We start from the raw sequence: 26958 nt of genomic DNA, 5'->3' as shown, positions 1-26958 counted from the left end.
GAAGCACCGGTACTCTCACAACCGGAAGATAAAACCGTAACCTGTGACGACAACTGGACCTGGGATCAACCCACCGTCGATGATAACTGTGAAGAAGGCCTCAATCCGGTAGGTTCCGAGCCCGTTCGCGAAGACCTCGCCTGCGGCTATACCCTCACCCGTACCTGGACCGCCACCGACGAGTGTGGTAACCAGTCCGAGCCCGTAGCACAGACCGTAACCGTCATCGATACCGAAGCACCTAGTATCACCAAACTGGATGATATTACTGTGACCTGCGAAACTTGGGCATGGAGCATACCACAAGCAGAAGATAATTGCAGCAAAGCAACCTTAATTGAAGGAAAAGTAGATTCGATTGGCTTGGCTTGTGGATACCAATTGTCAAAAACCTGGTATGCAATTGATGATTGTGGAAATAAATCTCCTGAAGTTACTCAGTACGTCACAGTTGAAAATGGAGGCACCCCAACATTTGACACCAAACTTACGGACATTACCATCAGCTGTAGTGATCCTATGCCGCTGGCGCCAACTGTTAAAACAATTGGCTGTAGCCAATCGACAGTCCGTATGGTAGAAGAAATTCAACCTTTGGAATGTGGTGAAATGTTGATCAGAACTTACACAGCAACTATGGATTGTGGAGAGCCCATGACTATGGAACAGCGTATAACAGTCATCGACGATCTCTCTCCGAAAATTACGGAGCTAAAAGACAAATTCTTGTCCTGTAATGATGAAGTCATCTGGGACAAACCGTTTGCCAGTGATAACTGCAGCTCAGTTACATTAATGGAGGGACCGGTTACTGAAGAGCCATCTTCCTGTGGCTATATTTTGACAAAAACATGGTATGCTGTTGACGCATGTGGAAATCAATCCAATGTAGTATCTCAGACCATAACGGTTGACAATACTTCCAGCATCACGTTGGTACCACCAAAAGATATCTATCTGTCATGTACCGATGTGAACAATTCACCAGGCGGAACGGAACCTGCTTCCTGTGAGGAAACAACGGTTTATTACACAGTAGATGGCCACTCCATCACGTTTGAAGGTTACGAATACGATAAGGAAAGTAACCAAACCTGTTACACCTACACCATTCATAGTAACATTGATCCGGAAATCAGCCATTCCATGATTGGCGACCTGGATATGATGGATTGTGCAACGTGTATTGGCGGTGAAGCCCGAATTTCGAAACCAGATCCCACCACTCAAGCTTTTGGATGTAAGTGGGATGAAGGCATTAAGAAAGGGAAATCCAAAACCTATGTGATATGTGTGGATGGAAGCCCTGAACTTGGTAAAATTTCCACCAGCATCAAATACGGAAGAAGGGTTTCAACCATTGAGATTTGTGGTCCTGCTTCTTGTGAATCGGTTAATCCACCTCAAGACGACAAGCCTGAATTCGGCAAACCGGAAGTTAATGTCGATTGTCCGGTAGATTATGAAATTATCGAAGGTGAAGTCGTACGTGAAGACCTGGATTGTGGGTATGTACTGACAAAATCGTGGTATGCTGTAAGTGATTGTGGAGGTCAAACCAAACCGGTGACCCAGCACATCTATTACATCGACGAAACGGCACCTGTAATTAATCCTGTGGAGGACAAGACCGTAAGTTGTAATGAAAACTGGCAGTGGGACAAACCTGAAGTCTCCGATGATTGCAGCAGCGTTTCACTTGTTGAAGGTAAGACGGAGACCACGAAGGTTGAATGTGGATATCAGATCACCAAGACCTGGATAGCAAAGGATAATTGTGGAAACGAATCCGGTCCTGTAACTCAAACCATTACGGTCATCGATGAAACAGCTCCAACATTCATTGATGTACCAAAAGATTTGACGTTATCGTGTATCGAGGAAATTCCAAGTACTAAGGTAAATGCTGTCGATGACTGCAGCGAAGTCAAAGTCACCATGACTGAAGAGACAACGACGACTGAGAACCAAGGTTGTACCATTGTCAATATGGATCGTCCTCAGGAAGAAGCTCCGCGTATCGGATGGTTCCAGAACATGCCAGGTGCAAGTTCCAACCTGTTTAATGTTGAAAGTGGCAATTTCGAGCAATTTGGTGATGGAACTGCACACTTCTATGGTGTTGTATCCAACATCAACAACAGTGAATTGGCCTGGGAATTTGATATCTGGATGCGTAACGGTTCCAATTGGGATGCTTGGAGCGCCCTGGGTCGCGGTTACAAAGATGCAGGCATAGCTGGAAACAATTACCTGGATTGGACCTATTATGAAATGGATGATTCCAAATCCAATACATTGACCGGGTTGCGTTCATACGATGGGTCGGTTTTAAATCTGACTCATAATCCGGGTAACTACTATTATGGATTCCAGGTAGGTCAGAATGCGAATGTGTTTACCAATACATACGGAATGTCCGGGTGGTTTAACTATTCAGGTACCATCGTATATAACAACCACGAGTATCAGCGCAACAGCATCAACTCTGACTTTAACTTGAATCTCGGTTGCACTGAAAACAGCACCGGTTGTACCACCACGATCCTGCGTACCTGGACTGCTACGGATGCCTGTGGCAATACCACCTCTATGTCTCAGTCCATAACCATCTCAGACCATACCAAGCCTTCCATTTCTGCATTAGAAGATAAATTCTTCAGTTGCGATGAAGGTTGGACCTGGGATACGCCTGTAGCTCAGGATGAATGTGGAACTCCGGATATGATCGAAGGTGTGGAAACCCGTACCAATACGGAATGTGGTTATCAGGTATCAAAATCCTGGTATGCGGTGGATGCCTGTGGTAATCAGTCCGACATTGTCACCCAGACCATTACGGTCGAGGACAACGAGCCTCCGGTTTTCATTGGCGACACAAAGGATATTATTCTTTCCTGTGGTCAGGCCATCCCGGAGTTCACACCACTTACGGCAGTTGATAACTGTGATAATAATGTAATTGTCACGTATAAGGACAGTGTGGTTACTGAAGAAGGAAGTCACTGTGATCTCGTTAACATGGATTGGTCCAATGAAAGTGATCCACGGATCGGATGGTTCCAGAATATGCCGGGAGCTTCCAGTCTCCTCTTCCACGTAGAGCAAGGTGGATTCGACCAATTTGCCGATGGTACCGCTCATTTCTATGGAACAGTATCCAATGTAAACAACGATCAGCTTGCCTGGGAATTTGACATCTGGATGCGCAACGGCTCCACCTGGGATGAGTGGAGTGCTATGGGTCGCGGGTATAAAAATTCCGGAATTGCCGGTAACAATTACCTCGATTGGACCTATTACGAAATGGATGACAGCAAGGCCAATACCTTCACCGGTATTCGTGCCTACACAGGTTCTCACCTGTCCTTGACCCATAATCCATCCAACTACTATTACGGATTCCAGGTCGGGGAGAATGCCAATGTGTTTACATTTACCTACGGCATGTCCGGGTGGTTTACCTACAACGGAGACATCATTTACAATGGCAAGACTTATCATCGCACCGGTATCAACTCTGACTTCAACCTTAATCTGGGTTGTACCAATAGCAATAATTCTTGTGGGACCACAGTCATCAGAACTACGATTGCTACTGACCATTGTGGCAATCAGGCAACGGTGACCCAGACCATTACGAGGGATCCTGACAATACACCTCCAACCATTAGTGCTTTACAGGATAAGTCATATTCCTGCAATGAGGATTGGTCTTGGGATGCTCCAGTAGCAGAAGATAACTGTGGTACTCCACAACTTATCGAGGGATTAGAAGTCAGATCGGAAATTGACTGTGGATATATGATGAGTAAGTCATGGTATGCAGAGGATGCCTGTGGAAATCAATCTGAGATTGTCACCCAGAACATTACAGTATTGGACGATGAAGCTCCGATTTTCATTGGAAATACTGGTGATATTATACTTTCTTGCGGACAGCCCATTCCAGATTTCACTCCGCTTACAGTTGTTGATAACTGTGATGGCAATGTCACAGTAACTTACCAGGATAGCATGGTAACAGAAGGTGGCAGCCACTGTGATCTGGTGAATATGGACTGGTCCAATGAAAGTGATCCCAGAATTGGCTGGTTCCAGAATATGCCGGGAGCTTCCAGTCTCCTCTTCCACGTAGAGCAAGGTGGATTCGACCAATTTGCCGATGGTACCGCTCATTTCTATGGAACAGTATCCAATGTGAATAATGATCAGCTTGCCTGGGAATTTGACATCTGGATGCGCAATGGTTCCAACTGGGAAGAGTGGAGCGCTATGGGACGCGGGTATAAAAATTCCGGTATTGCCGGAAACAATTACCTGGATTGGACCTATTATGAAATGGACGACAGTAAGGCCAATACTTTTACAGGCATTCGTGCCTACGCTGGATCTCAACTGTCCTTGACCCATAATCCATCCAACTACTATTACGGATTCCAGGTCGGGGAGAATGCGAATGTATTTACCTATACATACGGCATGTCAGGATGGTTTACATACTATGGCGACATTGTTTACAATGGTAATACTTATCATCGCAATGGTGTAAATTCTGACTTCAATCTCAATCTGGGTTGTACCGAGCAATCCTCAAGTTGTGGAGTGACCATTTACCGGACTACGACCGCAACGGATAAGTGTGGCAATCAGGCATCAGTAACCCAAAAGATTTCTGTACCTGCCGACCACGAACCACCAGTTGTGGTCAATCCACCAAATGTGGAGTGCATTACACCGATGACTTTTGAATCATTCTTCAATAACAATTGGAGTTTGACAGCAACCGATAACTGCAGTCCGGATATTACGGTAGATGTCCCTGAAATTAACTGGGATTGCGAAGCTGGTAAATACATCCTGACCTATGTATTTACGGATAACTGTGGCAACCAAACCACCTTTACACGAGATGTGTGCATCGAGGGTAGCTCACCGGTCTGTTCGATCATCGCACCTAACGAGATCAGCACTCTAGCCAGCAATACCTTTATGGCAGATGTTACCGGTGGTATGGATCCCATGCAATACGAATGGACCATTTTGTCTGGTAATTGGAACATCACTTCCGGGGGCAACAGTTCGACTGTAAACCTGGATGCAGGAAGCGATCATCTGATACTCGAGCTTACAGTAACCGATCAAAATGGATGTAGCTCAACTTGTACCGTTGAAGCCGACGCCCCAACCTCGGATTTAGGTGGTGGATGTACATTAACGCAAGGCTTTTATGGTAATGACAGAGGCCGCTATTGTGATGGTCGCCAAACCACGCCACTGATCACTGATCTTATGGCTTCTGGTCCAATTGTTCTGGGCAAACCAGGTCGGTCATTTACCTTAAATTCTAATGACGTAGCTTGTATCATCGGATTGTTAGGCGGAGGTGGACCATCGGTCGCGTTGAATAGCGGCAATGGAAGTTGCGGTTCCTTCAACTTTAGTACCAGAACCAGCAAAGGTGTGGCTACCAGTAAGAATACTCTGGTATCCCAAGCCATTACCCTGGCACTCAATATGCGCCTGGATGGTAACCTTGGAAGCACTCAAATAATGGGCAATTGCATGACAACCGCTTCATCCAGCAACTGTGGCGCTAACGGCAATGCCTATCCAGTTCCCGGTACCGAACAAACATTCTGTTTCTCTACAGCAGTATTGCAGAAATTGGGAACCGGATTTACCATCAGCCAATTGTTTGATCTGGCCAGCCGGGCGTTAGGGGGTGAAAATGTAGGTGTAGGATTAGGTGATATCACCGATGCACTTGGGTTCATCAACGATGGATTTGACGAATGCCGCATCGTGACCTCATGGTCCGTCACCAACTCGATTACCACACCTGAAGGTGAGGAGCTAACCGAGGCACCAGTTGAAATCAATACGACAGTTGGAAAGATCACGGCTTATCCGAACCCGACTGTCAACCTGGTGAAGCTGGCATTTGAAATTCCAATCTCCACCGAGGAGGGAAGCATACAAATCGTTAACGGTCAGGGCATTCCGGTATACAAGAAGACAGTTCCGATGCAAAAAGGTGCAAAAGAACTGCAGATCAATACCGAAGGATGGACTCCTGGTCCATACTACGTCATCGTTCGGGTCAATGCCTACATCATGTACGGCCAGTTTATCCGGATAGAATAGATCATTTTCGTCTACGATTTGACAATTGGGCGGCAACTGCTTCATGCATAGCCGCCCTTTTATTTTATTCAGGATTAATATTTTTTTGACAAGATCACGATCCACGAACTATCCTGCAAAATAGTCCTCCAGCTCCTGCAAGGTTGAAGGCGATACCTGTATATCCTTCTCGATCTTGCCTTTATTGAGCAAAACAATGCGCCGGCAGATTTCCGTGATGTGATTCAGGTCATGACTGGAAATCAATACGGTTCGGGTAGACTCCAGTTCTTCGACAATGCGCTTGAATCGTATCTGAGTGGTGGGATCCAGATTTGCAAAAGGTTCATCAAGAATGATGACTTCCGGGTCGCCAATGAGCGCTCCGATCAATCCGATCTTCTTTTGATTCCCTTTCGAAAAATCGCGGATATACTTCCTTTTGCCAAGCACCTCATCATTAAAAAACGGCTGGTAGTGCTCCAGAAAAGCGTTAACCTGCGCTTTCCCCCAGCCGTACAATTCACCAATAAAATTAAAATATTCCTCCGGGGTCAGAAAGTCCATCAGAAAGCTCTCATCCAAAAATGCAGTTGTGTACCGCTTCCATCCTTCATGGTGCTGTACCGTTTCTCCTTTCGACAGGATTTGTCCCCGGTCCGGTGGAATCAGATCGAGTAAAAGACTGAAGGCCGTGGTTTTCCCGGCACCATTATTACCGACCAGGCCAAACAATTGCCCCTCCCTGATCTCCAGTTCGGGAATGTCCAGGACTACCTGATTTCCGTATTTCTTAATGACTTGCTGAAATTGGATCATACCTCGAACGTTTATGATTTTTTCCGAAATGCCGAAAGAATGGGATATTTCCTGCTTTCAAACAATCTGGTTACCTGATGGATAATCGTGGGGTGAAATAATGCTCCGATGACTCCCAGACCGCCAATGATTAAAAAAGGCACATTCGCGCCCAGAAATTGAAATGCCACATAAATCAAGAAGGGGATTCCCCACAAGGGTAATAAAATGAAAAAATGAACGATGGATATCCCTTCGTAATTCATCATGGCGCCCTTGGAAGGATCAATCCGCTTACTGTTAAAGGCTGCCAGAATCATATAGATATAAATGGAAAAGCCCACATTAAAGAGAAATAAAGCGATGTGTGCCGGCAAATAATCGGGATAAACCCATCCGTAAGGCAGGGTGATCAAAAACAATACAACACAGGATCCAGCCAGGGTGTAGTATTTCGCCCGGAAGATATCCTCAATACGGACTTGTCGGGTAGCTAAAAAGTCGAAATGAGGACTGTTCCAGCTCAGCATCAGCTGGCCATAGTTCAAAGCAAATATGCCCGTGATGAATAAGGCCAGAAATATCTTGAAGGCAACAAAATCCATCACCGGGTTACCCATGAATATCAGTGGATACAGCACCATTAGGGAAGCAATGTATAGCAGGGACCGGGATCGCTTATGCCGCCAGATCATCCTGATTTCATTGCCTATCAATATGCCTGTCGGACCCAACCTGCCAAGCCAGGTGGTAGGTATACTCATCTCTGTGACTGGCTGATTGGAGTTCCGGTCAACCAGAAAATAAACCCGGCCCAAAGCCTTCAAATTGTAAACATAGAGCACTATCGCCCCGATCAATGGTAATGAGGCAATCCATCCCTTCTGCATGCAGGCAGCAAACCAGCTTTCCAGCACGGGTGATACGGCAATCCATCCACGGTGATCAGCAATAAACACACCAATCAACAGAATTACCGGTATAGCTGCAACTGCAGGCTTGAGCTTAAAGAGCTTATCAATGCTGAATGCGAGGTAGTTGTTAAAGAGCACAAAACCTGTGTAAAACAACAAGAAGTGTATGGCATACGCTGCCGAATGGGATGGCAGGACATCCTGGACAAAATACGGGATCAGGATAAAAAGTGGTATCCAGTTAAAAAAACTGGTCAGTGAAGAGCGCAGCAGGTAGTGGATCAGATTGCTCCTTGTGATGGGCAGGAGTAGATAAGGTTTGATGTGTATGGCCGGGAATTTCTGAAACAGGATACGCATTAATAATCCGGCAAAGAATCCATAGATCAGCAATCCTCCCAGTTTTATCGCCGGGTCTGCCTGAGGATACACCTCCTGCATGATTTTGGTGGCAAACAGGCTTAGAAATACCAGGTTAGCCGCCATATACAGGCCAAACAGGGCAAGAATTACCGTTTGAACGATTTGCTGGGTCAGGGCTGGTGACCGTACCCAACTTAGCCATTGATAGCGGGTGAGGGGAACGCGCATGGGAAATGTTTTTTCCGTTAATCCCTGAAATAAGGAAATTCTTCGAGAAAATACAAAACGCGGGGATGCATTGGTCAATTAATCGCCAAATCGCCTGATTGATGCGTCGAACACACCATCTTATACATAAAAAAAAGCTTCCCTTCGACGGTTCGAAAGAAAGCCTTCATCGTGTGAAAATAGAATAAACTTAGTCCTGGACCACCTCGAATGCCAGTTGGGTCACGACCTCTTTATGCAATTTGAGGTCAGCGGTATAGGTTCCCAACATTTTCACATCTTCAATCAAGTGGATCTTATGCCGATCCACATCCACATCGAGTTGATCTTTTAAAGCCTGTGCCAATTGCACATTGGTTACGCTTCCAAAGATTTTACCTGAGGTACCTGCTTTGGCTGCTATGCGCAATACCTGCCCGCCGATTTTGTCGACGACGGCTTTATATTCATCCAAACGCTTGGTTTCGATTGCTTCTTCCCGGCGTTTGAGTTCTGCGAGTTTACGGCGATTCATCGAGTTGGCCACAATAGCTATGCCCTGAGGGATCAGGTAATTACGGCCATAGCCGTCTTTTACCGTCACCACTTCGTGTTTATCGCCCAGATTGGTTACATCTTTTAATAAAATGAGTTCCATGACTGTTACATTTTTCCGATTACTTCAATAAATCCGCTACATAAGGCAGCATGGCCAAATGACGTGCCCGCTTGATCGCGGTGGCTACTTTCCGCTGGTATTTCAGCGAATTACCCGTGATCCGACGCGGCAGGATCTTTCCTTGCTCATTGATAAAGCCTAACAGGAAGTCCGGATCTTTGTAATCAATGTATTTGATGCCGTATTTCTTGAACCGGCAATATTTTTTCTTATTCTGCCCAATCTTGGGGTTACTAAGAAATTTAATATCGTCTCTTGATGCCATTTTGTGCTAATTTTTGGATGGTCTGAATTTGGTTATTCTTCTTCTTCAGCTACTGCAGCTACCGGTGCCTTTTCAGGAGCCTTGGCAGGTTGTGCTGGCTCTTCCGGCTTGGTAGGAGCAGGTGTCGGCTGACCAAATGACTTCTCCGGTTTCTTCTCAGCCTTATCACGTTTTTTGATGAGGCCATTCCGTTTATCTTCGTTGTACTTGATACCGTATTTATCCAGGGCGGTTGTCAGGAAACGCATGATGCGCTCGTCACGACGTAAAGCCAATTCCAGGCGGCCAATAATGGTGCCGGAATCGGATTGGAATTCAATACAGTAATAAATACCCGAATTACGCTTTTTGATTGGATAGGCCAACTGACGTAAGCCCATCTCGTCTACGTGTACGATTTGGCAACCTTCTGTTTTCAGAAGATCCACGTAGTTTTCCGATGTCTGTTTGATCTCTGTATCAGACAGTACCGGATCGACAATAAAGGTAACTTCGTACTGATTCATTAAAGATTTTATTTTACTTTATCAAAATGGACCGCAAAGATAGACCTTTTCTATCGTAATAACAAAGGTTTTTTGTCTGAATATCAGGAGAATGCATGGCGTAACCGCGACCTCACTAGCCTGCCATGTTTTGCAAGCCGGGGAATGTGAAAATATTGCCCAGTTTAAAATCATCCATTATCATTACAATCCCGAATCACGATCATCGAAGATCACACTGGTGAAACCAACACGATTCACTATTATGCTGCAAAGGTGTTTATATCCAAAATTTATTCTGCTGACCGCTGTCATATGGTGTGGACTCCCGCTTGCGTCGTTTGCTCAACTACCCCAGGCCGAAGGCAAACCTGATGTTCTCCGGTGGCTTGATCTTGCCGAAAAGAACATTTCATTCCAGGATGATTCGGCGGTTTTTTACCTCGATATGGTTCAAAACTACCTGACTTCACACCCTGATTCTATCTTGTCCCATCAGCTTGCCTACAAAAAATCCAGAACTTACCTAAGTCAGGGTCATGCGGAAGAAGCACTTCAATCGATTCGCACCGCCATGGAGTTCGTAACACCCCTCAGGGACACCGCAACCCTGGCATTGTACACCAAACAAGAAGCAAAGACGCTCTTCTACCTGCAGGATTATAGCAAAGCCTTCGAGCTTACCCTGCGCAGTGACAGTTTGTACAGTCACCTGGCTACCCCATTTTCTAATTGGGAGAATGCCAAGATACGTGCGGATATCTACCGCGTACATCAACAGTTCGATCAGGCTGAATCGGAGTTGAATGAAAGTCTGCAGCGTGCTACCAGGTACGACAGTCGGATGAATGTCGGATTTATCCTATGGCACAAGATTCAACTGGCCAGCATCACCAATAACCCGGAAAAGCAAGCGGCAGCCATCGAAGCATACCTGGATTATATCGGCACCGATAAGATCCTCGACCGCGTCAAACCATTCCACATGGGATCTTTATTTGACAGCGAACCGGCACCACTGATCATCCGGCGTATCGAACGCATCCTGCCCTATTACGAGAGTAAACACAACTACCCGGCCATGCTGATCATGCTGGAAAACCTTGCTGATCTGTACCAGGAAACACATCAATATGCACGAGCTGCCAACTCTGCTAAAAAAGCCCTTGAGCTGTCTGATAACTTCTACCAGGCCAAATCCGATTTTCTTGGTCAATTGTACGAGATCCATAAAGCCGCCGGCCAGCCCGGCCAGGCGCTTCTTTATTTGGAGCAATGGAAACGGCTGGATGACAGCATCTTACAGGTTGAAAACAGGACCAGGATCCAGGAACTGCAGATACGTTATCAAACGGCTCAAAAAGAGCAGGAAATCTATCAATTGGTTACCCAAAATCAAATCAAAGATCTGACCATCGCTAAAGCCCTCCGCAACGACTGGATACTGGGAATCGGTTTATTAAGTGCAATAATGCTGATTACGTTATTATATGGTTTGAACCGGAATCGCCGGCAAACCGCAACGACCCTGGCCGACACCAATGCAGAATTGGCGGCATCACTCCAGGAACGCGAACTGCTGCTTAAAGAAATTCACCACCGGGTAAAGAACAACCTGCAGGTTATTTCCAGTCTGCTCTATTTACAATCACAGCACACCTCGGATACACATGCCATCCAGGCATTGAATGAAGGTCGAAACCGCGTGCAGTCGATGGGATTGATCCATCAGAATTTATATCAGGATGGCCATCTGACCGGTGTTAATATCAAGACCTATATTGAAAAGCTGATTGCCAGCCTGATGGATTCCTATCAGGTCAAACCGAACCGTATCTCCTGGTCCACCGAGTTACCAGACAAGACCGTTCGTATTGACACCATGATTCCTTTGGCACTGGTCATCAATGAGCTGATCAGCAATGCCATCAAGCACGGATTTCCCGGAGATCGGGCAGGCCGGATAGAAATCCGGCTTTTCGAAAACCCCGGTCAGGGTTGGACACTTGAAGTACAGGACAATGGTGTTGGAATCCCGGAAAATTTTGATCCCGCCACCGCAGATGGCTTGGGGATGGAGCTGGTTAAAATGTTCAGCAAGCGATTGGGCGCACGTTTTGCTTACCGCAAAGCCGATGGAACACTTTTTACATTGTTACTTCCAAATCTTGATCTGCTATGAGTTTGCGAGTATTGATCATTGAAGATGACCCGCTGATCGCGGCAGCCATCCAACGCTATTTGAAATCCTCCGGTTACCTGGTTTGTGGCATTGCCTATGAAGAAGAAGAAGCGATGGAAGCCCTGAGAACATGCGATCCTGAGATAATCCTGCTCGATATCCATCTGGGGAAAGGCCAGGAAGGCATTGCCATAGGAAGGCACATTCACAATCATCTCCATCTTCCCTTCATCTACCTCACTGCATTTGCAGACCGTGGAACGCTGGAGAAAGCAAAAGCAACTGCTCCCGCCGGATATGTTGTCAAACCATTCACAGAGAAAGATATTTTTGCTGCCCTGGAAATTGCCTTTGCAAATCATCAGCGCAGTGCCCCTACCGATGAAAATCCAGTTCTGGCCAGCTGGGAAAAAGAATTGCTATCGCTGCTAAGCGACCGGGAAATAGATATCGTAAAGCTGATCCGGGACGGGTATTCCAATCAAGCCATCGCAGATCATCTTTTTATTTCCATCAATACTGTAAAAACACACCTCAACCACATTTATCAAAAGCTGGAGGTGAGTTCCCGGACAAGCCTATTGGCCAGGATTCGCCAATAAACCGGGTTCTAATTTTTCGTGCCAGTCCATATCGACCGTCCCATTCAGCAGATTTGAACTAAACTCCGGTCGGAAAAATCACTTTACTGATCGTTTTCCTGATTACTTCGGGCGGCTTTTTCTGTACCCCCCCTAACCAGTTAATGCCCTTCCTGCGTCTTACCCCTCGATCATTCATTCAAACTAAACCTGATTAATTATGAAAACCAAATTGTTTTTGTTCACGGCACTCTTATTAAGTGTTTTTGCAGCCTGTAAAAAAGATCCGGTTGTACCTCAACCTGAGGATCTGTTAGCAAATAAAAGTTGGGTCATGACCAGTATGACAGTCGATCCGGCCATAGACTGGTTTGGCACCGGAGTGCAGGTATCCAATATTTATGCCCAGTTACCCAGCTGTGCAAAAGATGACCTGGTGCTTTTTGAGAAAAACAACGTGGTCAAATTCGACGAGGGTGGCACCCGGTGTTCTCCGACCGATCCACAGACCAAGACCGCATCCTGGACCTTGAGTGCCGATAAGAAAACCATCACGGTGGTGGAAGATGGTGAAGCCGAGAGCTGGTCCATCCAAAAGCTCACCTCCTCTGAATTTGCCCTCACATTTCAGGTGGTCGATAGTGGTATCACCTACACCTTATCGATCGGCTATCAGAAACAATAAAACTGAAATTACCCGGACATCCAATAAACCTGCATTATGAAGAGAGTTGTAAAAATTTCCGCATATACAATCGTCGCTATTCTTGTGATCGTGTTATTATTCGTTGCTTTTGTCCGGTTCAGTCCGCTCCCGGATTACGAGCCAGGCAAAATTCCTGAGATCACGGTAGAAATTACTCCCGAACGCATCGCGGAGGGCCACCGGATATCCAGTATGCTCTGTCAGGGCTGTCACTACAATCCCGACACGCGCAGGATGGATGGAAAGCGGATGATGGACGCTCCGGAAATATTTGGTAAGTTCTACAGCGCAAACATCACCCAGGATCCGGATCATGGCATTGGCAAATGGACCGATGGCGAGCTGTATTATTACCTCAGAACCGGGATTCGCAAGGATGGGCACTTCAGTGGGGTGATGCCGAATTTCCCCAAGGTTGCCGATGAAGATCTGCAATCGCTTATCGCGTACCTGCATTCGGACCTGGAGGAGGTACAACCTTCTTCGCTCCCTTCACAAGTTTCCGAGTATGCCCTGTTAGGCCGTTTTCTCAAGCATTTCATTCTTAAGCCCAAGGCATATCCTGCTGAAACGATACCACTTCCGGATACGACAAATACTATAGTCTGGGGTAGTTATCTGGCCAATGACCTGTATTCCTGTTATGGATGTCATTCCGGAAGCTTTACAACCAATGACGACGACAATCCGCCTAATTCGAAACTGTATTACGGTGGTGGTAACAAGATGCTGGATCTGGAAGGAAACACCATCTATTCCTCCAATCTAACACCAGACCCGGAAACTGGAATTGGAAACTGGACACCGGATCAGTTTACCAGATTGTTGAAATATGGCCTTAAGCCTGACGGCAATCCAGTATCTTATCCCATGGTACCCCATTCCGGACTTACGCCGGGCGAAATTGATGCCATCTACAGGTTCCTGAAAACCGTGCCTGCCATTCATAATGATGTCACCAACGGCACAGCGCAGGCAGCCATCCAAAGGTAATCATCAGCAAATATGGAAGGAGGGCTTCGGATTCCGCTGGTCCTCCTTCAACTTTCTCAGGAAAATATCGGGACCCGAAATATTGTATTTCATGAGTATTTTGTCCTTGAAATGGATGTAGTCCGAAGGGAAATACCATTCCGGCCAACATCCAAAAGCAAGAACAATGCCCTGGAAAATACTCGTTTGGTGGTTTTTTACAGCAGCCTGTTTGTCCAAAACCTATGGTCAAACCGAGCAGGCTCTGATCATCGCCTCCCGGTCTGCCCAAACCATTCAGGTGTACCGGCCAGCAAGTGCTGAACACGGTGTTTTCCTGAATGACGATTATTTGCAGCCCGTACAAATCGCCTTCGATGACATCCATGACGAGCTTTACTGGTGCGGTCGTAAAGGCATGTTGTCTACCATCGAAAGGAGCTCCATATTTCAACCGGACCGACAGCCGGTTTACTCCACCGTAAGGGATGTCATGACCATGCATTATGACACCATGAGCCAGACCCTCTACTGGTCCGAATCGGATCAGGCTCATCTGTTCAGACTGCACCCGGGAAACGGATCCATTGATACCTTATATTCCCTGTCGTCCGCTCCCGAGTCGTTTGCGCTGGACACCAGAGCAGGTATGCTCTTCTACGGCAACAGTCATTTGGGACTGACCTACACCATTCGATACGATCTGGAAACCCAAACCGAGGATACGCTGGTTGTGAACAATGGATTCCTGGGCAGTTATCTGGTTGATGAGATGAATCGTCGATTGTACATCGCACTTCAGTCCCCAAGCTCTATCATTACGATGGACTACCAGGGCCTTAACCAGGATACCTTACTGGAATTTGGCTATAGTCCAATGGCTCCCCAAGCAATGGCCCTCGACACCAAAACGCATGATTTGTTCTGGACCGATATCGGGACCGATCAAATTTTGCGGTTCCATTTTGGAGATGCTGAAGCTGTACCCGTCACGATAGCCGACAACCCTTTTGGTTTATTATTGACCTACCTGCCAGTTACCACTGCTATCAATCCTGCACCGGAGTCATCTATCCGGATGTACCCGAATCCCTGCCCCACTCAGTGCCTGCTTGAAGTACCTGCTGAACAATTACCACTTGACTATCAACTGGTAGATCAAAGAGGGCAAATCCTTCGCAATGGTCAATTGACTACCACCTCCATCACCTTTTATACGGAAGATTTACCACCGGGATGTTATTTTTTGGTTACCCGGAGTTCATCGGCCCGACAGGTTATTCCGTTTATCAAAAGCCATTGACCATTCCATGTATCAGCCTTCCGAATGACGATTCTGTAAGATTCAGGTTTGGTTTAATCAACCAGTCTCCGACGGTTTCCTTTTCGATATTCATTTGTCCTCATTAATTTCACTTGAAAATCGAGTCATGAAATATTGGATGTTATTGGGGGCCTTGCTTATTTGTCTTACCTCCCACGGACAACAAGCCGGGAAAATGCATTTTATACCGTTTTCCCAGGTAAAGATCGAGGATGCATTCTGGTCCCCTAAGCAGGAAAAAGTGGCAACAGCCACTATGGCAGCCTGCATCTACCAAACCGAAATAAATACGCCACGTATCCGGAATTTCGAAAAAGTCGCCCGTCACCAGGGTGAGAAACACGAAGGTATCTATTACGACGACAGTGACGTCTACAAAGCCCTCGAGGCTATGTCTTATGCCATCAGTAACACCAATGACTCCCAGCTGGAAGCCACTGCCGACCGTTGGATTGACATCATCGCCGCCGCACAGGAACCGGACGGATACCTCAATACCTATTATTCACTTACTGGCCTTGACCAACGGTGGACGGATATGGAAAAACACGAAGCCTACTGTGCCGGGCATCTGATGGAAGCAGCAGTAGCTTATTACCAGGCAACCGGAAAGCGCAAATTGCTGGATGTAGCCATCCGGCTGGCGGATCACATAGACCGTACCTTCCGGCAAGCTCAACGTCCATGGGTCACTGGTCACGAAGAGATTGAATTAGCCCTGGTAAAGCTGGCAAAAACAACCGGTGAACAACGATATATCCAATTAGCTCAATATTTTCTGGATCAACGCGGACATGGCAATGGCAAAGGCAAGATCTGGGACCAATGGAATGATCCGGCTTATGCCCAGGATGCGGTGCCGGTGAAAGACCAGAAAGAGATCACTGGTCATGCGGTACGAGCCATGTACCTTTATACCGGTGCTGCAGACGTAGGTGCGATGACCGGAGATACCGGTTACCAGAAAGCGATGAATCTGGTCTGGGAAGATGTAGTTGGTCGGAATCTGTATGTGACTGGCGGAATCGGCTCCTCCGGGCGCAATGAAGGATTTGGCGTTGACTATGAATTGCCCAATGAAGATGCCTATTGCGAAACATGTGCCAGTGTGGGCATGGTTTTCTGGAACCAGCGCATGACAGCGCTCACCGGTGAATCCCGCTATATGGACGTATTGGAGCGCAGTCTTTACAATGGGGCGCTGGACGGATTAAGCCTGAGTGGTGACCACTTTTTCTATGGCAATCCGCTTGCTTCACATGGGCAGCACAGCCGGCGGGAATGGTTCGGCACCGCCTGCTGTCCATCCAATATTGCCCGGCTCGTATCGTCACTGGGCGACTACATCTATGCTGCCGATGAGCAGGCCTGGTACATCCAGTTGTTCATCGGTTCCGAAACAGCAGTGAAAACTGGCCAGGTTAATGTAACAATCGGGCAGCAGACACAATACCCCTGGCAGGGCATGACCCGGATAAGTATTGAGCCTGCAAAACCGGTAAGCCATAGCCTCAAGATCCGCATACCGGGCTGGGCTACCGGCACACCGGTTCCGGAAGGATTATATCATTATGCACAGGAAGGTGATGATATCATCACCATTCAGGTAAATGATGAAGTTGTTCCCTACACCATTGAAAAAGGATATGCTACCATCACCCGTATGTGGCATCCCGGAGATACCGTACAGATCATGTTACCTATGGTAGTTCACGAGGTGGAGAGCCGGACCGAAGTAGCCGCGGATCGCGATCGATTTGTGTTACAGCGAGGGCCCCTGGTCTACTGCGTCGAAGGTGTCGACAATCCAGGCAAGGCATGGAATTTCTGGGCGCCGGAAGGTACCCAATACCGTGTCTTCCCCTACAAGGTGGCCGGAGAACCTGTCCAGGCCATTCGTGTCCAGGCTCGTGGCCTGTCCCCGGCGAATCGTGGCAACAGTGTGGAGGATGTACCCAGAACCCTGACTGCCATACCTTATTACAGCTGGGCCAACCGAGGTAATTCCGACATGCAGGTGTGGCTCCCGCGGCGTATTAACGAGGTGGAGATCCGGTAAGGAGATGACAATTGGTAAAAAGCTGTTCGTTGTTTGCTGTATGCTGTTCGCAGGTAACGAAAATACCTAAACACGAAAACACCTTATCAGAGATCTCTCCGTGCGCCGCTTTCAGCTGGCTTAGTCGAGATGACAATTGGTAAAAAAGCTGTTCGTTGTTTGCTGTATGCTGGCAGGTAACGAAAACACCTAAACACGAAAACACCTTGTCAGAGATCTCTCCGTGCGCCGCTTGCAGCTGGCTTAGTCGAGATGACAATTGGTAAAAAAGCTGTTCGTTGTTTGCTGTATGCTGTTTGCAGGTAACGAAAACACCTAAACACAAAAACACGTTATCAGAGATCTCTCCGTGCGCCACTTGCAGCTGGCTTAGTCGAGATGACAATTGGTAAAAAAGCTGTTCGTTGTTTGCTGTATGCTGTTTGCAGGTAACAAAAATACCTAAACACGAAAACACCTTATCAGAGATCTCTCCGTGCGCCGCTTGCAGCTGGCTTAGTCGAGATGACAATTGGTAAAAAAGCTGTTCGTTGTTTGCTGTATGCTGGCAGGTAACGAAAACACCTAAACACGAAAACACCTTATCAGAGATCTCTCCGTGCGCCACTTGCAGTTGGCTTAGTCGAGATGACAATTGGTATAAAGCTGTTCGTTGTTTGCTGTATGCTGTTTGCAGGTAACGAAAAAACCTAAACACGAAAACATATGAAGCCTATACTTAGTGCTCCTTGGTGTCCTAAGTGTCTTTGTGGTAAAATGCTATACGCTTTTCGCGAGTCCAGGTTCAAAGTCAAGCATAACCTCTAAACAAATATACACCCATGCACCTTACAGAATATCAATAGCAGAGACAGTTCATACCCCCACACAAAACCACAATACCATAAAACCACAATACCATAAAACCACACCTCCCCTTCCTAAACACGTCATTACTATACCTGGGTCTAGGTTGGTTGCTTTCAGTGCTTGATAATTTTGGAGTAATCAGTAACGAAAACAAATCTATCATGCGCTCCAATCAATTAATCTACGTCCTTTATTTGTTATGTCTGGCTCAAATCCCAAGCCAGGCCCAGGATTATTATGAAGACCCTGATTACCAGCAGGAAGCATTCAATTTATCCGAAGATGTACGCCGTAATGCAGAATTTTACATTCCATCAGCCCCTGCCTTTTATTTAATGGGGGTGACACCCGATCAGGTCGGCCGTCCCGGTTCCGTACAGGATTTTAAAGTTGACTGGCGGATAAAAAATTATGTCCTGGCACCGGACCTCGCCATTGAAGCCCAGCCGTTCTGGGCATTTTACTATGACCGCAAGGGACTGGATGCCTACCGGGAGGCCAGCCCCTTCATGAAAACCCTCTCTACACTCAGCCTCTCGCTTGGTACCGCGAAAATGGATGGGTTGAACCACCTGTCCTACGCCGCCAAGATCAGCCTGTTCCGGGAGAGGGATCCGGTGGACGATCCTGTCCTGCTGGACTCCATGGCCCGTGAATTGAAAGAAATGGAATGGCCTTACCGTCAGATGATCGATAGCCTGCAGTCCATGATCGACACCATTTCCAATCGTCAATGGAAACTGGAATTAAAAGAGCAGGTCTTTAACCTGAAATCGGAGGTAAAAAACATGCATCATGCCCAGAAGCAACGGCTTATTGAAATGGAAGCTGCTTACCTTTACGACCATTGGAACAGCAGCGGGCTGGATCTTGCAGTAGGACGGGTCTATACCTATAACAATGATTTTGACACGCTCAATTTTCAAAAAGCCGGATTTGGCATTTGGGTTAACGGAGCATACCGGCTCGGTTACCGTGGGCTATTGAGTGGCGTGGCCCGGCTGAAGCAGATCGGTGACAACCGGGACCTGATGCTGGGGAGCAGTTACCGCTTTGGCAGTCATAAGTTCAATTTCTTTGGAGAACTGGTCTATGAGGCCCTGGGGAATTACTCTGCCAATGGCTTTTCACCGGAAGAGCTCTTCGCATCCAAATTTGCTCCGGACCTGGACTCTGGCTGGTACCAGTACCAGGAAGGGTTGCAGGCCATTTCCCGCTGGACGTTCACCTGGGGTGGTGATTTCCGGCTCAGCAGCGGCATCCTCCTCAACTTTGCCATCCGGACCAAACTGGATGAGAAATTCAAATTCATGAAACTTATTCCCGTGGCAAACGTGACGTGTTTGATGCGGTGATGATCAATCTTTTAATGGTTGGGGTCTTAAGTATTACCGGAAATTTCGTTACTGATTTACTTCTGGCCCCTTCCTATTCGAGTCACTTGTTCTCTTCCTCATTTCTTTGGACCATCCATAAGAGGGCACCTCCACAAAATGCCATGACGATCAATGGTGCCGGAGAACCGCTAACACCCAATGAATAGCCCAGGAGGTCTTCGGAAATCAACCCCAGCAAGCCGAGCAAGCCTACGACCAGAAAAAAATAGGCCAGGCCTTTGATCCATTTTGTTTGTTGAGGGGTGAAGGAACCGGACATGGTTTTTGTCCAATATACCAATAACCTTGTAATTGCCCGGAAGCGGTCTTCCACTTCTTCCGTGATTTAATTATATCAAGTTTTAAGTTCTCGTTAAAATCAAATTTTGCTAGTTATCCGTTTGGCAATTTCTTAATTTGGGCACCTCAAATTAGTCAAACATGTATTTCAATTCGCAAGGAAATGATGAAACGACGTATGATGCCATCGTCGTAGGTTCAGGGATCAGTGGAGGCTGGGCTGCCAAAGAACTCAGTGAAAAAGGCTTGAAAACCCTGATTCTTGAGCGGGGCCGGGATGTAAAACATCCGGAATATCCTACCGCCACGCTCAATGTATATCAGCTGCCTCACCGGGACCGTGTACCCCGTGAAGAAATCGAACGGGACTACCCCAAACAAAACCGCACCGGTTATACGGTTCGTGAATCCACCAAACACTGGTGGGTGAAAGATCACGAACAACCCTATCAGGAAATCCAGCGGTTTGACTGGATGCGCGGATACCATGTAGGAGGTCGTTCCATCATGTGGGGCCGGCAGAGTTACCGCTGGGGTCCACAGGATTTCACGGCAAACCTGGAAGATGGCCACGGATCAGATTGGCCGGTGCGCTACAATGAAATGGCGTCATGGTACGACTATGTGGAGACCTTTGCGGGTATTTCCGGAATGAAGGAAGGCCTTCCTCAGCTTCCTGACGGACAATTTTTGCCGCCCATGGATTTCAATTGCTCGGAACGTCACCTGCGTGAATCCATCGCAAAAAATTACAATGACCGTATCCTGACCATCGGCCGCACAGCCAACCTTACCGTTGCTCACAATGGCCGGGGACCCTGCCAGTTCCGAAACCGGTGCATACGCGGATGTCCTTACGGAGGATATTTCAGCAGTAATGCCGCAACCCTTCCCGCCGCCTACGCAACGGGCAACGTGACGCTTCGTCCCTTCTCCGTGGTAGAAAGCATCATCTACGATCCGAAAAAGAAAAGGGCTTCCGGAGTACGGGTTATTGATGCAGAAACCATGGAGGTTCATGAGTTTTCAGCTAAAATTATTTTCCTCTGTGCTTCCACCTTAAATTCGACCCTGATCCTCATGAATTCGGCCAATGAAATCTGGCCGGACGGACTGGGTAGCAGCAGTGGTGAATTAGGACATAATCTGATGGATCACCACTTCCGTGCCGGCGCTACCGGAGAATTTGACGAATGGGGTGACCAATATTATAAAGGACGCCGGGCAAATGGTATCTACATCCCGCGATTCCGAAACCTGAGCAAAGAGACCACCATGAAAGACTTCGTGCGCGGATATGGTTATCAGGGCAGCGGAAGCCGTGAAGACTGGACCGGATCAGTCGCCGAACTGGCCGTTGGCAAAGGTCTCAAAGAAGCCTTCCAGACACCCGGCAAATGGCGAATCGGTCTGACTGGCTTTGGCGAATGCCTCCCCTACCATGAAAATAAAGTTACCCTCAACCGGGAAGTAAGGGATAAATGGGGAATGCCGACGCTGGTATTCGATTGTTCTTTCAAAGAGAATGAACTGAGCATGCGGAAAGATATGCAGCAACAGGCTGCCGAGATGCTGGAAGCTGCCGGTGCAAAAAATGTGAACACCTATGACCAGCTGGGTGCACCAGGACTGGGTATCCATGAAATGGGCACAGCCCGGATGGGCCGCGATCCAAAGACATCAGTACTAAACAAACACAATCAAGTGTGGGATGCTCCCAATGTTTTTGTCACCGATGGTGCTGCTATGGCATCTGCGGCCTGTCAAAACCCCTCACTGACATACATGGCTTTAACCGCCAGAGCTGCTGACTATGCTGTTTCCGAACTTAAAAAAATGAACTTATGAGCCTGTCAAGAAGAGAAGCATTGCAACAATCCGGTTGGATATTGGCGGGTGTCTTGTCGGCAGGCAGCATAGCCTCCCTGGTATCCGGGTGTAATCAATCCACTCCCTCCGTTCTGGGTGACTGGACACCAGCAGCCCTGAACATGGATCAGGCCAACCTGCTTGCGGAACTGGCGGAAACCATCGTACCGAAAACGAAAACGCCTGGTGCCACCGATGCGCAGGTAACCCAAACCATCGACGATACGCTGAATCTGATCGTATCCGACGAAGAAAAACAGCGGTTCCTGGATGGGTTGGCACAAGTTGATGCAGAAAGCGACAAGCAGTTCGGTAAAAAGTTCACATCCCTGTCCAGCCCTGATCGCGAAAAAGTCGTCCAGACGCTTGCCGATGCAGCCAAACAATCCGGTGCGCCAAATAATTTCCAAATGGTCTACCAGATGATCGTATTCAGTTTTTGTACTTCTGAGATCGCATGCAAAGAAGTATTTAAAATCGACCAGATCCCGGGTAGTTATCAGGGTTGCATTCCATTTTCAGATGTTGGCAAGGTTTGGGCTCCCATTTAGGCACAAGATGTAAGCCGAAACAACAGAAGAGGGAAATTCCAACATGATAATACCAGCCTCTTTTTTAAATTGGCGGAATGAAAAAGATATGCAGTACAGGGTTGCTCCTGGTCCTCCTATTATCCAATTGTGTTCATCCGGAGCCACCCAAAGCGACTGAAACCAAACCGTTGCCCCCACCCAATCCTATGTTGAATCTTACATCTGAACAAGCAGAGCGCCTGAGTCAGCTACCCCTGAAATGCATTGGTCAGGAATACCCGAATAAGCCAGGTAATACCATGGGTGATTCGAGTTATATCCAGGGCCCGCGCGAACAGCATCCTGCTTTTTATGGCTGTTTTGACTGGCATTCTGCGGTACACGGGCACTGGTCATTGGTACGCTTACTGAAAAAATTTCCGGATATGCCGGATGCACAGGAAATCCGAAACCGGCTGAATCAAAACCTCACCGAGGCTAATATCGATGCAGAAGTCAGGTTCTTTGAGGACAAGAACAATTCCAGCTATGAACGCACCTATGGGTGGGCCTGGTTACTCAAGCTGACCGAAGAACTCAAAACCTGGGATGATCCACAAGGCAAGCGTTGGCTGAGGCATTTGCAGCCTCTGACAGACCTGATGGTAAGCCGGTATAAAGAATTTTTACCAAAATTACTGTACCCGGTCAGGACAGGCGAACATCCCAATACCGCTTTTGGGCTGACCATGGCTCTGGATTATGCCCTGACGGTTGGTGACACCAGCCTGCAACATGCCATCGAGCGACGCGCGAAGTACTTTTTTGAACAGGACCAAAACTGTCCAGTCAGCTGGGAACCCGGCGGGTTCGATTTCCTTTCTCCCTGCCTGGAAGAAGCCGCGCTTATGGCTGAGGTTTTGCCGGAACGGTCCTTTCAGACCTGGTTTTCTGCTTTCCTGCCCGATCTTGGCAGTTTAACGCCGGCCCGGGTCAGTGATCGCTCCGACGGCAAACTTGTACACCTGGATGGTCTCAATTTCAGCCGTGCGTGGTGTCTCTACATCCTGGCCAGAAAACTGCCGGCACGCTCGGCCGAATTGAGAGCACTGGCCGATGAGCACCTGGCTACCAGCCTGGCAAACATTACCGATGGCGACTACGCCGGAGAACACTGGCTGGGCACCTTTGCATTGTATGCATTAAGTGAGCGCGAGCGGGAGTAAGAACTATTTACCAATAAAGTCAAAAAAAATGCCCTGCCAGGATCCTGACAGGGCACAATTATACTTTTAATTACCACAAATCAGAACCTCGTCAGCTTAACGATGCCCTGCTGGCCATTTACATTCACCCGCAACACGTAGGTTCCGGCAGCAAGTTCAGGCAGTTGCAATGATCGCTGAACTTTTCCCGGCGATTCCAATTCACGCCAGGTGGCTATTTGCTGGCCGTACAGGTTGAACAACTGATAATTTACCTCCGCAGATTTTTCAAGCTCCAGGCTAACCAAAACCCGGTCCGTAACCGGATTGGGGTACGCTTTCAGCGCATAGGAAGGAGCCAGTTCCTTGACGATTTTAGTCAGCACCCGGCTGCCGGTAGCAAACCAATATCCCCACTGTGCATTTTGCAAAAATTCCGAAGGGTTACCTCCCAGGCTGATTTTATCGGACGCCAGAGGCACCTGATAGAGATCGGTCCGGGTGAAGATGAATAATTCAGTCACATCCGTATTAACCAGCAGCCGGTCATCCGCCGTACTGAAGTTCGGATAACTGAGGGTATTATTCTCCAGAATGGTGTCCACCTGTCCCGTTTCCAGGTTACCGCCCAGCAAATAAATAGTCGGCTCGGCATTGGATTCATCAATCAGCTCAAAGGCAATGATATAGGGTGAGTTCTTCGAGAAGGTTGGGTTGCCCACACTGGTATTCGGCGGCAATCCGGCAAAAAGCTTCTGGATAGAGCCTTCGGCAAACTGGTTGCTGGCCACATCAAAAACATGCAGAAATCCAATATCCCAATAGGTCACGTCAGCACCGTTGGCATTTTTCAGCTGGCTTTCACAATCGTAAACCAGGTATTCTCCTGTAAAGTCAAATTCCATGGCGTCGGCACGCAGCACGTCGCCGGTCGAAATCCCCTCTGTATAGGTCGGATTGGTCAGCTCAAATGCCGGGAACTGCTGCAAATTGAAATCATACACGTAGATAAGGTTATCCTCTTCTTTGGTCAATGCAGCGAGCCGGTTGCCATCTTTAGAAATAACGACGTTCCGCCAGGGCACCTGATCGTCGAGCACATCTGAACCATATTGTCCTTGTTGCCAGTCAAAGCTGATGTAACGCATGATATTATCCTGGGATACATAGACCAATACGGTTCCGTCATCCGTCATACTCGGCCGGCTCAAAGGAGGGTTGTCCGACAAGGCATCGGAGATGATCTCACCAGCGGTAGTCGCCAGGTATAAATTACCATCTTCATTGCTGACGATTACAACATACTCTTCTCCGGTGTTTTCACCGACGTCGGTTGGTTTCTCCGATCCACCGGTCGAACCGATACCAACTTCATCAAATGCTGTATTGATGATCGCGATAGAAGCACTGTTGGAACCCTGGATATCGGTCGCAGATGCCAACACAGCATTGCGCAGGTCAACAAAATTCGAACTGCGGGTCAGGTATTTGGTCAGGGCACGGTAATAAATTTGTTCGGCGGTTTCTTTACCGATTTTGGAAGCGATCTTATAAAATGCAAAATTGGGTATACCACTGTTGATGTGTACACCACCATTATCCTGCGAGCCGGTATAACGTTCTGAATAATGAGCCGGCTGCCATCCATTATCGCCTAATTTGCTGCCTCCATTGTGCGGATCCTGCATGTTACGCAAAGCTCCGGATTTAAAAACCGACGTTAACACGACGTCTTCACCAATGGTCCAGTCGTCACGATCGATCAGTACGCCGAAAACATCTGCAAACGATTCATTCATCGCTCCCGATTCATTGACATAATCCAGTCCGGCAGAGTTCTGAATCACCCCATGGCTCATCTCATGACCGGCTACATCAAGCCCCTGAGCCAATGGTTTAAAGGCATCCTTACCGTTGCCGTAAAACATGGCGGTATTGTTCCAGAAGGCATTGTCCATTTGAGAATTATCGTCATCGACCACGTTGATGAAGGAAACAATATTTCCACCCAGGCCATTGATCGAATTGCGGCCAAAGGTCTGCCGGAAATACTCATAAGCCACACTACCGTTGTAGTGTGCAGACACCGCTTTGGCATCGCTCCAGGTGTTGGTGGCAGAAGTCACCGTTACGGCATTGAAGTTCTTATTCGGATTGGAGTTTTGGGCATTGAATGTCCAGATCACGCCTTCCGGTTGCTCGGTATCAGTTCCAATCGTCGAAAACATGGGACGACTGGCATCCACCATGTAGAAGGTTCCATTTTCCTGATAACCATTCACTTCCCTGGTCACACCCGCCAGGTCTTTACCCGTGCCTTTGGTCGCTCCGTCCAGCGGGTCTCCTTCCGGGGCTGCATAATGACTGTGGTTACCTGAATGATTCAACTCGTGGTTAAGGGTACAACGGTTGGTGTGACTTTCCAGTACCTCGCCGGTATTGGCATCAATGAAATAATCCCAGGATCCGTACCAATTGGGCACGATCTGCAGGTGCCAGGCCAACTTTGGCTGCTCTCCTTCCATCCATACCACCAGGTTAGCGGTCTGGCGTTCCACTTTGGGTAACCCGGGAATTTCGGGCAGCTGATCCAGCACTTCCGTGTACCTGCCGACATCCTGAAACCCCTGCTTGATTGCAGCTTCAGCATTCAATTTGGGCCCTAAAAAAGTGGCGGCTCCGGCAGCAGACTTCGCCCTTTTTACCTGACCGAGGATGCGTACCATCCCCTGGTTGGATTGGTGGATGATCACCTCTCCGCCATAGACCGGATAGCCGGCATACATTTGCTGGAAATGGGTGTGTCGCCAACCCAGGTCATCGGCTTCGGTAGCTATTTCACTGAAAGGTACCTGCAGGCCTACCGCGCTGAGCAGTTGCAGTGCGTCTTTCGCGTCGGGGCGATTGCGCTTACCGGAAAGTTGATCTTTCGCTTCGATAAAGAGCGAGGTTTTATCGTATTGAGCAGATAGGATCTGGTAGTCATTCTGCCAGAACAGGGTTGCCGGCTGAAACTGTGGCAAAGCCCGCACCTGGCCTGGATCTTTCCAGGTCTTCCTGATCGGCTGCAGAGCCGGTACCGGCTGTCCGGTGTGGTAGATGGGCCGATGAAATTTATCCTGGGCCAAACCGGCAACCCAGGCACCTGCCAAAAGGCAGATCAGAATGTAACGATGGTGATTCATG

Annotated in this window: 18 protein-coding genes; 11 read left to right on the top strand and 7 right to left on the bottom strand. The window is 47.9% G+C overall.

The window, feature by feature from the left end:
- Positions 1–270 precede the first annotated feature (270 nt).
- Positions 271–6147 carry a hypothetical protein gene (locus H6570_01855; protein MCB9318000.1) on the top strand — a complete coding sequence of 1959 codons (5877 nt, stop codon included), beginning with the start codon at positions 271–273 and terminating at the stop codon, positions 6145–6147.
- 108 nt (positions 6148–6255) lie between these two features.
- Here H6570_01855 and H6570_01850 read toward each other — a convergent pair whose 3' ends face one another.
- The 5 genes from H6570_01850 to rpsF all read right to left on the bottom strand — a co-directional run bounded on the left by H6570_01850 (position 6256) and on the right by rpsF (position 9858).
- Positions 6256–6945 (bottom strand): ABC transporter ATP-binding protein, encoded by a 690-nt coding sequence (locus tag H6570_01850; GenBank protein ID MCB9317999.1) that lies wholly within the window; start codon positions 6943–6945, stop codon positions 6256–6258.
- Between the two features lie 11 nt (positions 6946–6956).
- Positions 6957–8429, bottom strand: a complete 1473-nt coding sequence (locus H6570_01845; protein ID MCB9317998.1) for a hypothetical protein — start codon at positions 8427–8429, stop codon at positions 6957–6959.
- 190 nt (positions 8430–8619) lie between these two features.
- Positions 8620–9066, bottom strand: coding sequence for a 50S ribosomal protein L9 (gene rplI, locus H6570_01840; GenBank protein MCB9317997.1), 447 nt, complete (start codon positions 9064–9066; stop codon positions 8620–8622).
- A gap of 19 nt (positions 9067–9085) precedes the next feature.
- Positions 9086–9352: a 30S ribosomal protein S18 gene (locus tag H6570_01835; protein MCB9317996.1), complete on the bottom strand. Its 267-nt coding sequence runs from the start codon at positions 9350–9352 to the stop codon at positions 9086–9088.
- Between the two features lie 32 nt (positions 9353–9384).
- The gene (gene rpsF / locus H6570_01830; protein ID MCB9317995.1) at positions 9385–9858 is read right to left on the bottom strand and encodes a 30S ribosomal protein S6; all 474 of its coding nucleotides are present in this window, start codon (positions 9856–9858) and stop codon (positions 9385–9387) included.
- A 91-nt stretch (positions 9859–9949) separates the two neighbouring features.
- On the opposite strand from rpsF, the gene H6570_01825 reads away from it, so the two are divergent.
- From H6570_01825 to H6570_01795, 7 genes are all read left to right on the top strand, one after another.
- The gene (locus H6570_01825) at positions 9950–12019 is read left to right on the top strand and encodes a hypothetical protein (GenBank protein ID MCB9317994.1); all 2070 of its coding nucleotides are present in this window, start codon (positions 9950–9952) and stop codon (positions 12017–12019) included.
- Complete coding sequence (locus H6570_01820) at positions 12016–12621, top strand: DNA-binding response regulator (GenBank protein ID MCB9317993.1); 606 nt, start codon at positions 12016–12018, stop codon at positions 12619–12621. Before H6570_01825 ends, H6570_01820 begins: the two co-directional genes overlap by 4 nt.
- A gap of 199 nt (positions 12622–12820) precedes the next feature.
- The gene (locus H6570_01815; protein ID MCB9317992.1) at positions 12821–13285 is read left to right on the top strand and encodes a lipocalin family protein; all 465 of its coding nucleotides are present in this window, start codon (positions 12821–12823) and stop codon (positions 13283–13285) included.
- 36 nt (positions 13286–13321) lie between these two features.
- Complete coding sequence (locus H6570_01810) at positions 13322–14299, top strand: cytochrome c (protein MCB9317991.1); 978 nt, start codon at positions 13322–13324, stop codon at positions 14297–14299.
- Positions 14300–14465: 166 nt separating this feature from the next.
- Positions 14466–15581 (top strand): T9SS type A sorting domain-containing protein, encoded by a 1116-nt coding sequence (locus H6570_01805; GenBank protein MCB9317990.1) that lies wholly within the window; start codon positions 14466–14468, stop codon positions 15579–15581.
- A 127-nt stretch (positions 15582–15708) separates the two neighbouring features.
- A complete protein-coding gene (locus tag H6570_01800; GenBank protein MCB9317989.1) occupies positions 15709–17661 on the top strand; it encodes a glycoside hydrolase family 127 protein in 1953 nt (650 codons plus the stop codon).
- 1010 nt (positions 17662–18671) lie between these two features.
- Entirely contained in the window at positions 18672–19865 is a 1194-nt protein-coding gene (locus tag H6570_01795; protein MCB9317988.1) for a hypothetical protein, read from the top strand.
- Between the two features lie 82 nt (positions 19866–19947).
- Here H6570_01795 and H6570_01790 read toward each other — a convergent pair whose 3' ends face one another.
- Positions 19948–20166 carry a hypothetical protein gene (locus tag H6570_01790; protein MCB9317987.1) on the bottom strand — a complete coding sequence of 73 codons (219 nt, stop codon included), beginning with the start codon at positions 20164–20166 and terminating at the stop codon, positions 19948–19950.
- A gap of 161 nt (positions 20167–20327) precedes the next feature.
- On the opposite strand from H6570_01790, the gene H6570_01785 reads away from it, so the two are divergent.
- From H6570_01785 to H6570_01775, 3 genes are all read left to right on the top strand, one after another.
- Complete coding sequence (locus H6570_01785) at positions 20328–22034, top strand: GMC family oxidoreductase (GenBank protein ID MCB9317986.1); 1707 nt, start codon at positions 20328–20330, stop codon at positions 22032–22034.
- Positions 22031–22606 (top strand): gluconate 2-dehydrogenase subunit 3 family protein, encoded by a 576-nt coding sequence (locus H6570_01780; protein MCB9317985.1) that lies wholly within the window; start codon positions 22031–22033, stop codon positions 22604–22606. The genes H6570_01785 and H6570_01780 overlap by 4 nt, the downstream gene beginning before the upstream one ends.
- 77 nt (positions 22607–22683) lie before the next feature.
- Entirely contained in the window at positions 22684–23793 is a 1110-nt protein-coding gene (locus H6570_01775; protein MCB9317984.1) for a DUF2891 domain-containing protein, read from the top strand.
- Between the two features lie 80 nt (positions 23794–23873).
- Here the strand turns inward: H6570_01775 and H6570_01770 are convergent, their stop codons facing one another.
- Positions 23874–26957, bottom strand: coding sequence for a M4 family metallopeptidase (locus H6570_01770; protein ID MCB9317983.1), 3084 nt, complete (start codon positions 26955–26957; stop codon positions 23874–23876).
- Position 26958 lies beyond the last annotated feature (1 nt).

The sequence above is a fragment of the Lewinellaceae bacterium genome (genome assembly GCA_020636135.1).
Classification (GTDB): domain Bacteria; phylum Bacteroidota; class Bacteroidia; order Chitinophagales; family Saprospiraceae; genus JAGQXC01.
The sequence above is the reverse complement of the archived record's forward strand: the minus strand, read 5'-3'. Positions and strand labels throughout refer to the sequence as shown.

Coding starts and splice junctions, on each gene's coding strand:
- H6570_01850 (MCB9317999.1), bottom strand. CDS start 6,945: ATGATCCAATTTCAGCAAGTCATTAAGAAATACGGAAATCAGGTAGTC.
- H6570_01845 (MCB9317998.1), bottom strand. CDS start 8,429: ATGCGCGTTCCCCTCACCCGCTATCAATGGCTAAGTTGGGTACGGTCA.
- rplI (MCB9317997.1), bottom strand. CDS start 9,066: ATGGAACTCATTTTATTAAAAGATGTAACCAATCTGGGCGATAAACAC.
- H6570_01835 (MCB9317996.1), bottom strand. CDS start 9,352: ATGGCATCAAGAGACGATATTAAATTTCTTAGTAACCCCAAGATTGGG.
- rpsF (MCB9317995.1), bottom strand. CDS start 9,858: ATGAATCAGTACGAAGTTACCTTTATTGTCGATCCGGTACTGTCTGAT.
- H6570_01825 (MCB9317994.1), top strand. CDS start 9,950: ATGCATGGCGTAACCGCGACCTCACTAGCCTGCCATGTTTTGCAAGCC.
- H6570_01820 (MCB9317993.1), top strand. CDS start 12,016: ATGAGTTTGCGAGTATTGATCATTGAAGATGACCCGCTGATCGCGGCA.
- H6570_01815 (MCB9317992.1), top strand. CDS start 12,821: ATGAAAACCAAATTGTTTTTGTTCACGGCACTCTTATTAAGTGTTTTT.
- H6570_01810 (MCB9317991.1), top strand. CDS start 13,322: ATGAAGAGAGTTGTAAAAATTTCCGCATATACAATCGTCGCTATTCTT.
- H6570_01805 (MCB9317990.1), top strand. CDS start 14,466: ATGCCCTGGAAAATACTCGTTTGGTGGTTTTTTACAGCAGCCTGTTTG.
- H6570_01800 (MCB9317989.1), top strand. CDS start 15,709: ATGAAATATTGGATGTTATTGGGGGCCTTGCTTATTTGTCTTACCTCC.
- H6570_01795 (MCB9317988.1), top strand. CDS start 18,672: ATGCGCTCCAATCAATTAATCTACGTCCTTTATTTGTTATGTCTGGCT.
- H6570_01790 (MCB9317987.1), bottom strand. CDS start 20,166: ATGTCCGGTTCCTTCACCCCTCAACAAACAAAATGGATCAAAGGCCTG.
- H6570_01785 (MCB9317986.1), top strand. CDS start 20,328: ATGTATTTCAATTCGCAAGGAAATGATGAAACGACGTATGATGCCATC.
- H6570_01780 (MCB9317985.1), top strand. CDS start 22,031: ATGAGCCTGTCAAGAAGAGAAGCATTGCAACAATCCGGTTGGATATTG.
- H6570_01775 (MCB9317984.1), top strand. CDS start 22,684: ATGAAAAAGATATGCAGTACAGGGTTGCTCCTGGTCCTCCTATTATCC.
- H6570_01770 (MCB9317983.1), bottom strand. CDS start 26,957: ATGAATCACCATCGTTACATTCTGATCTGCCTTTTGGCAGGTGCCTGG.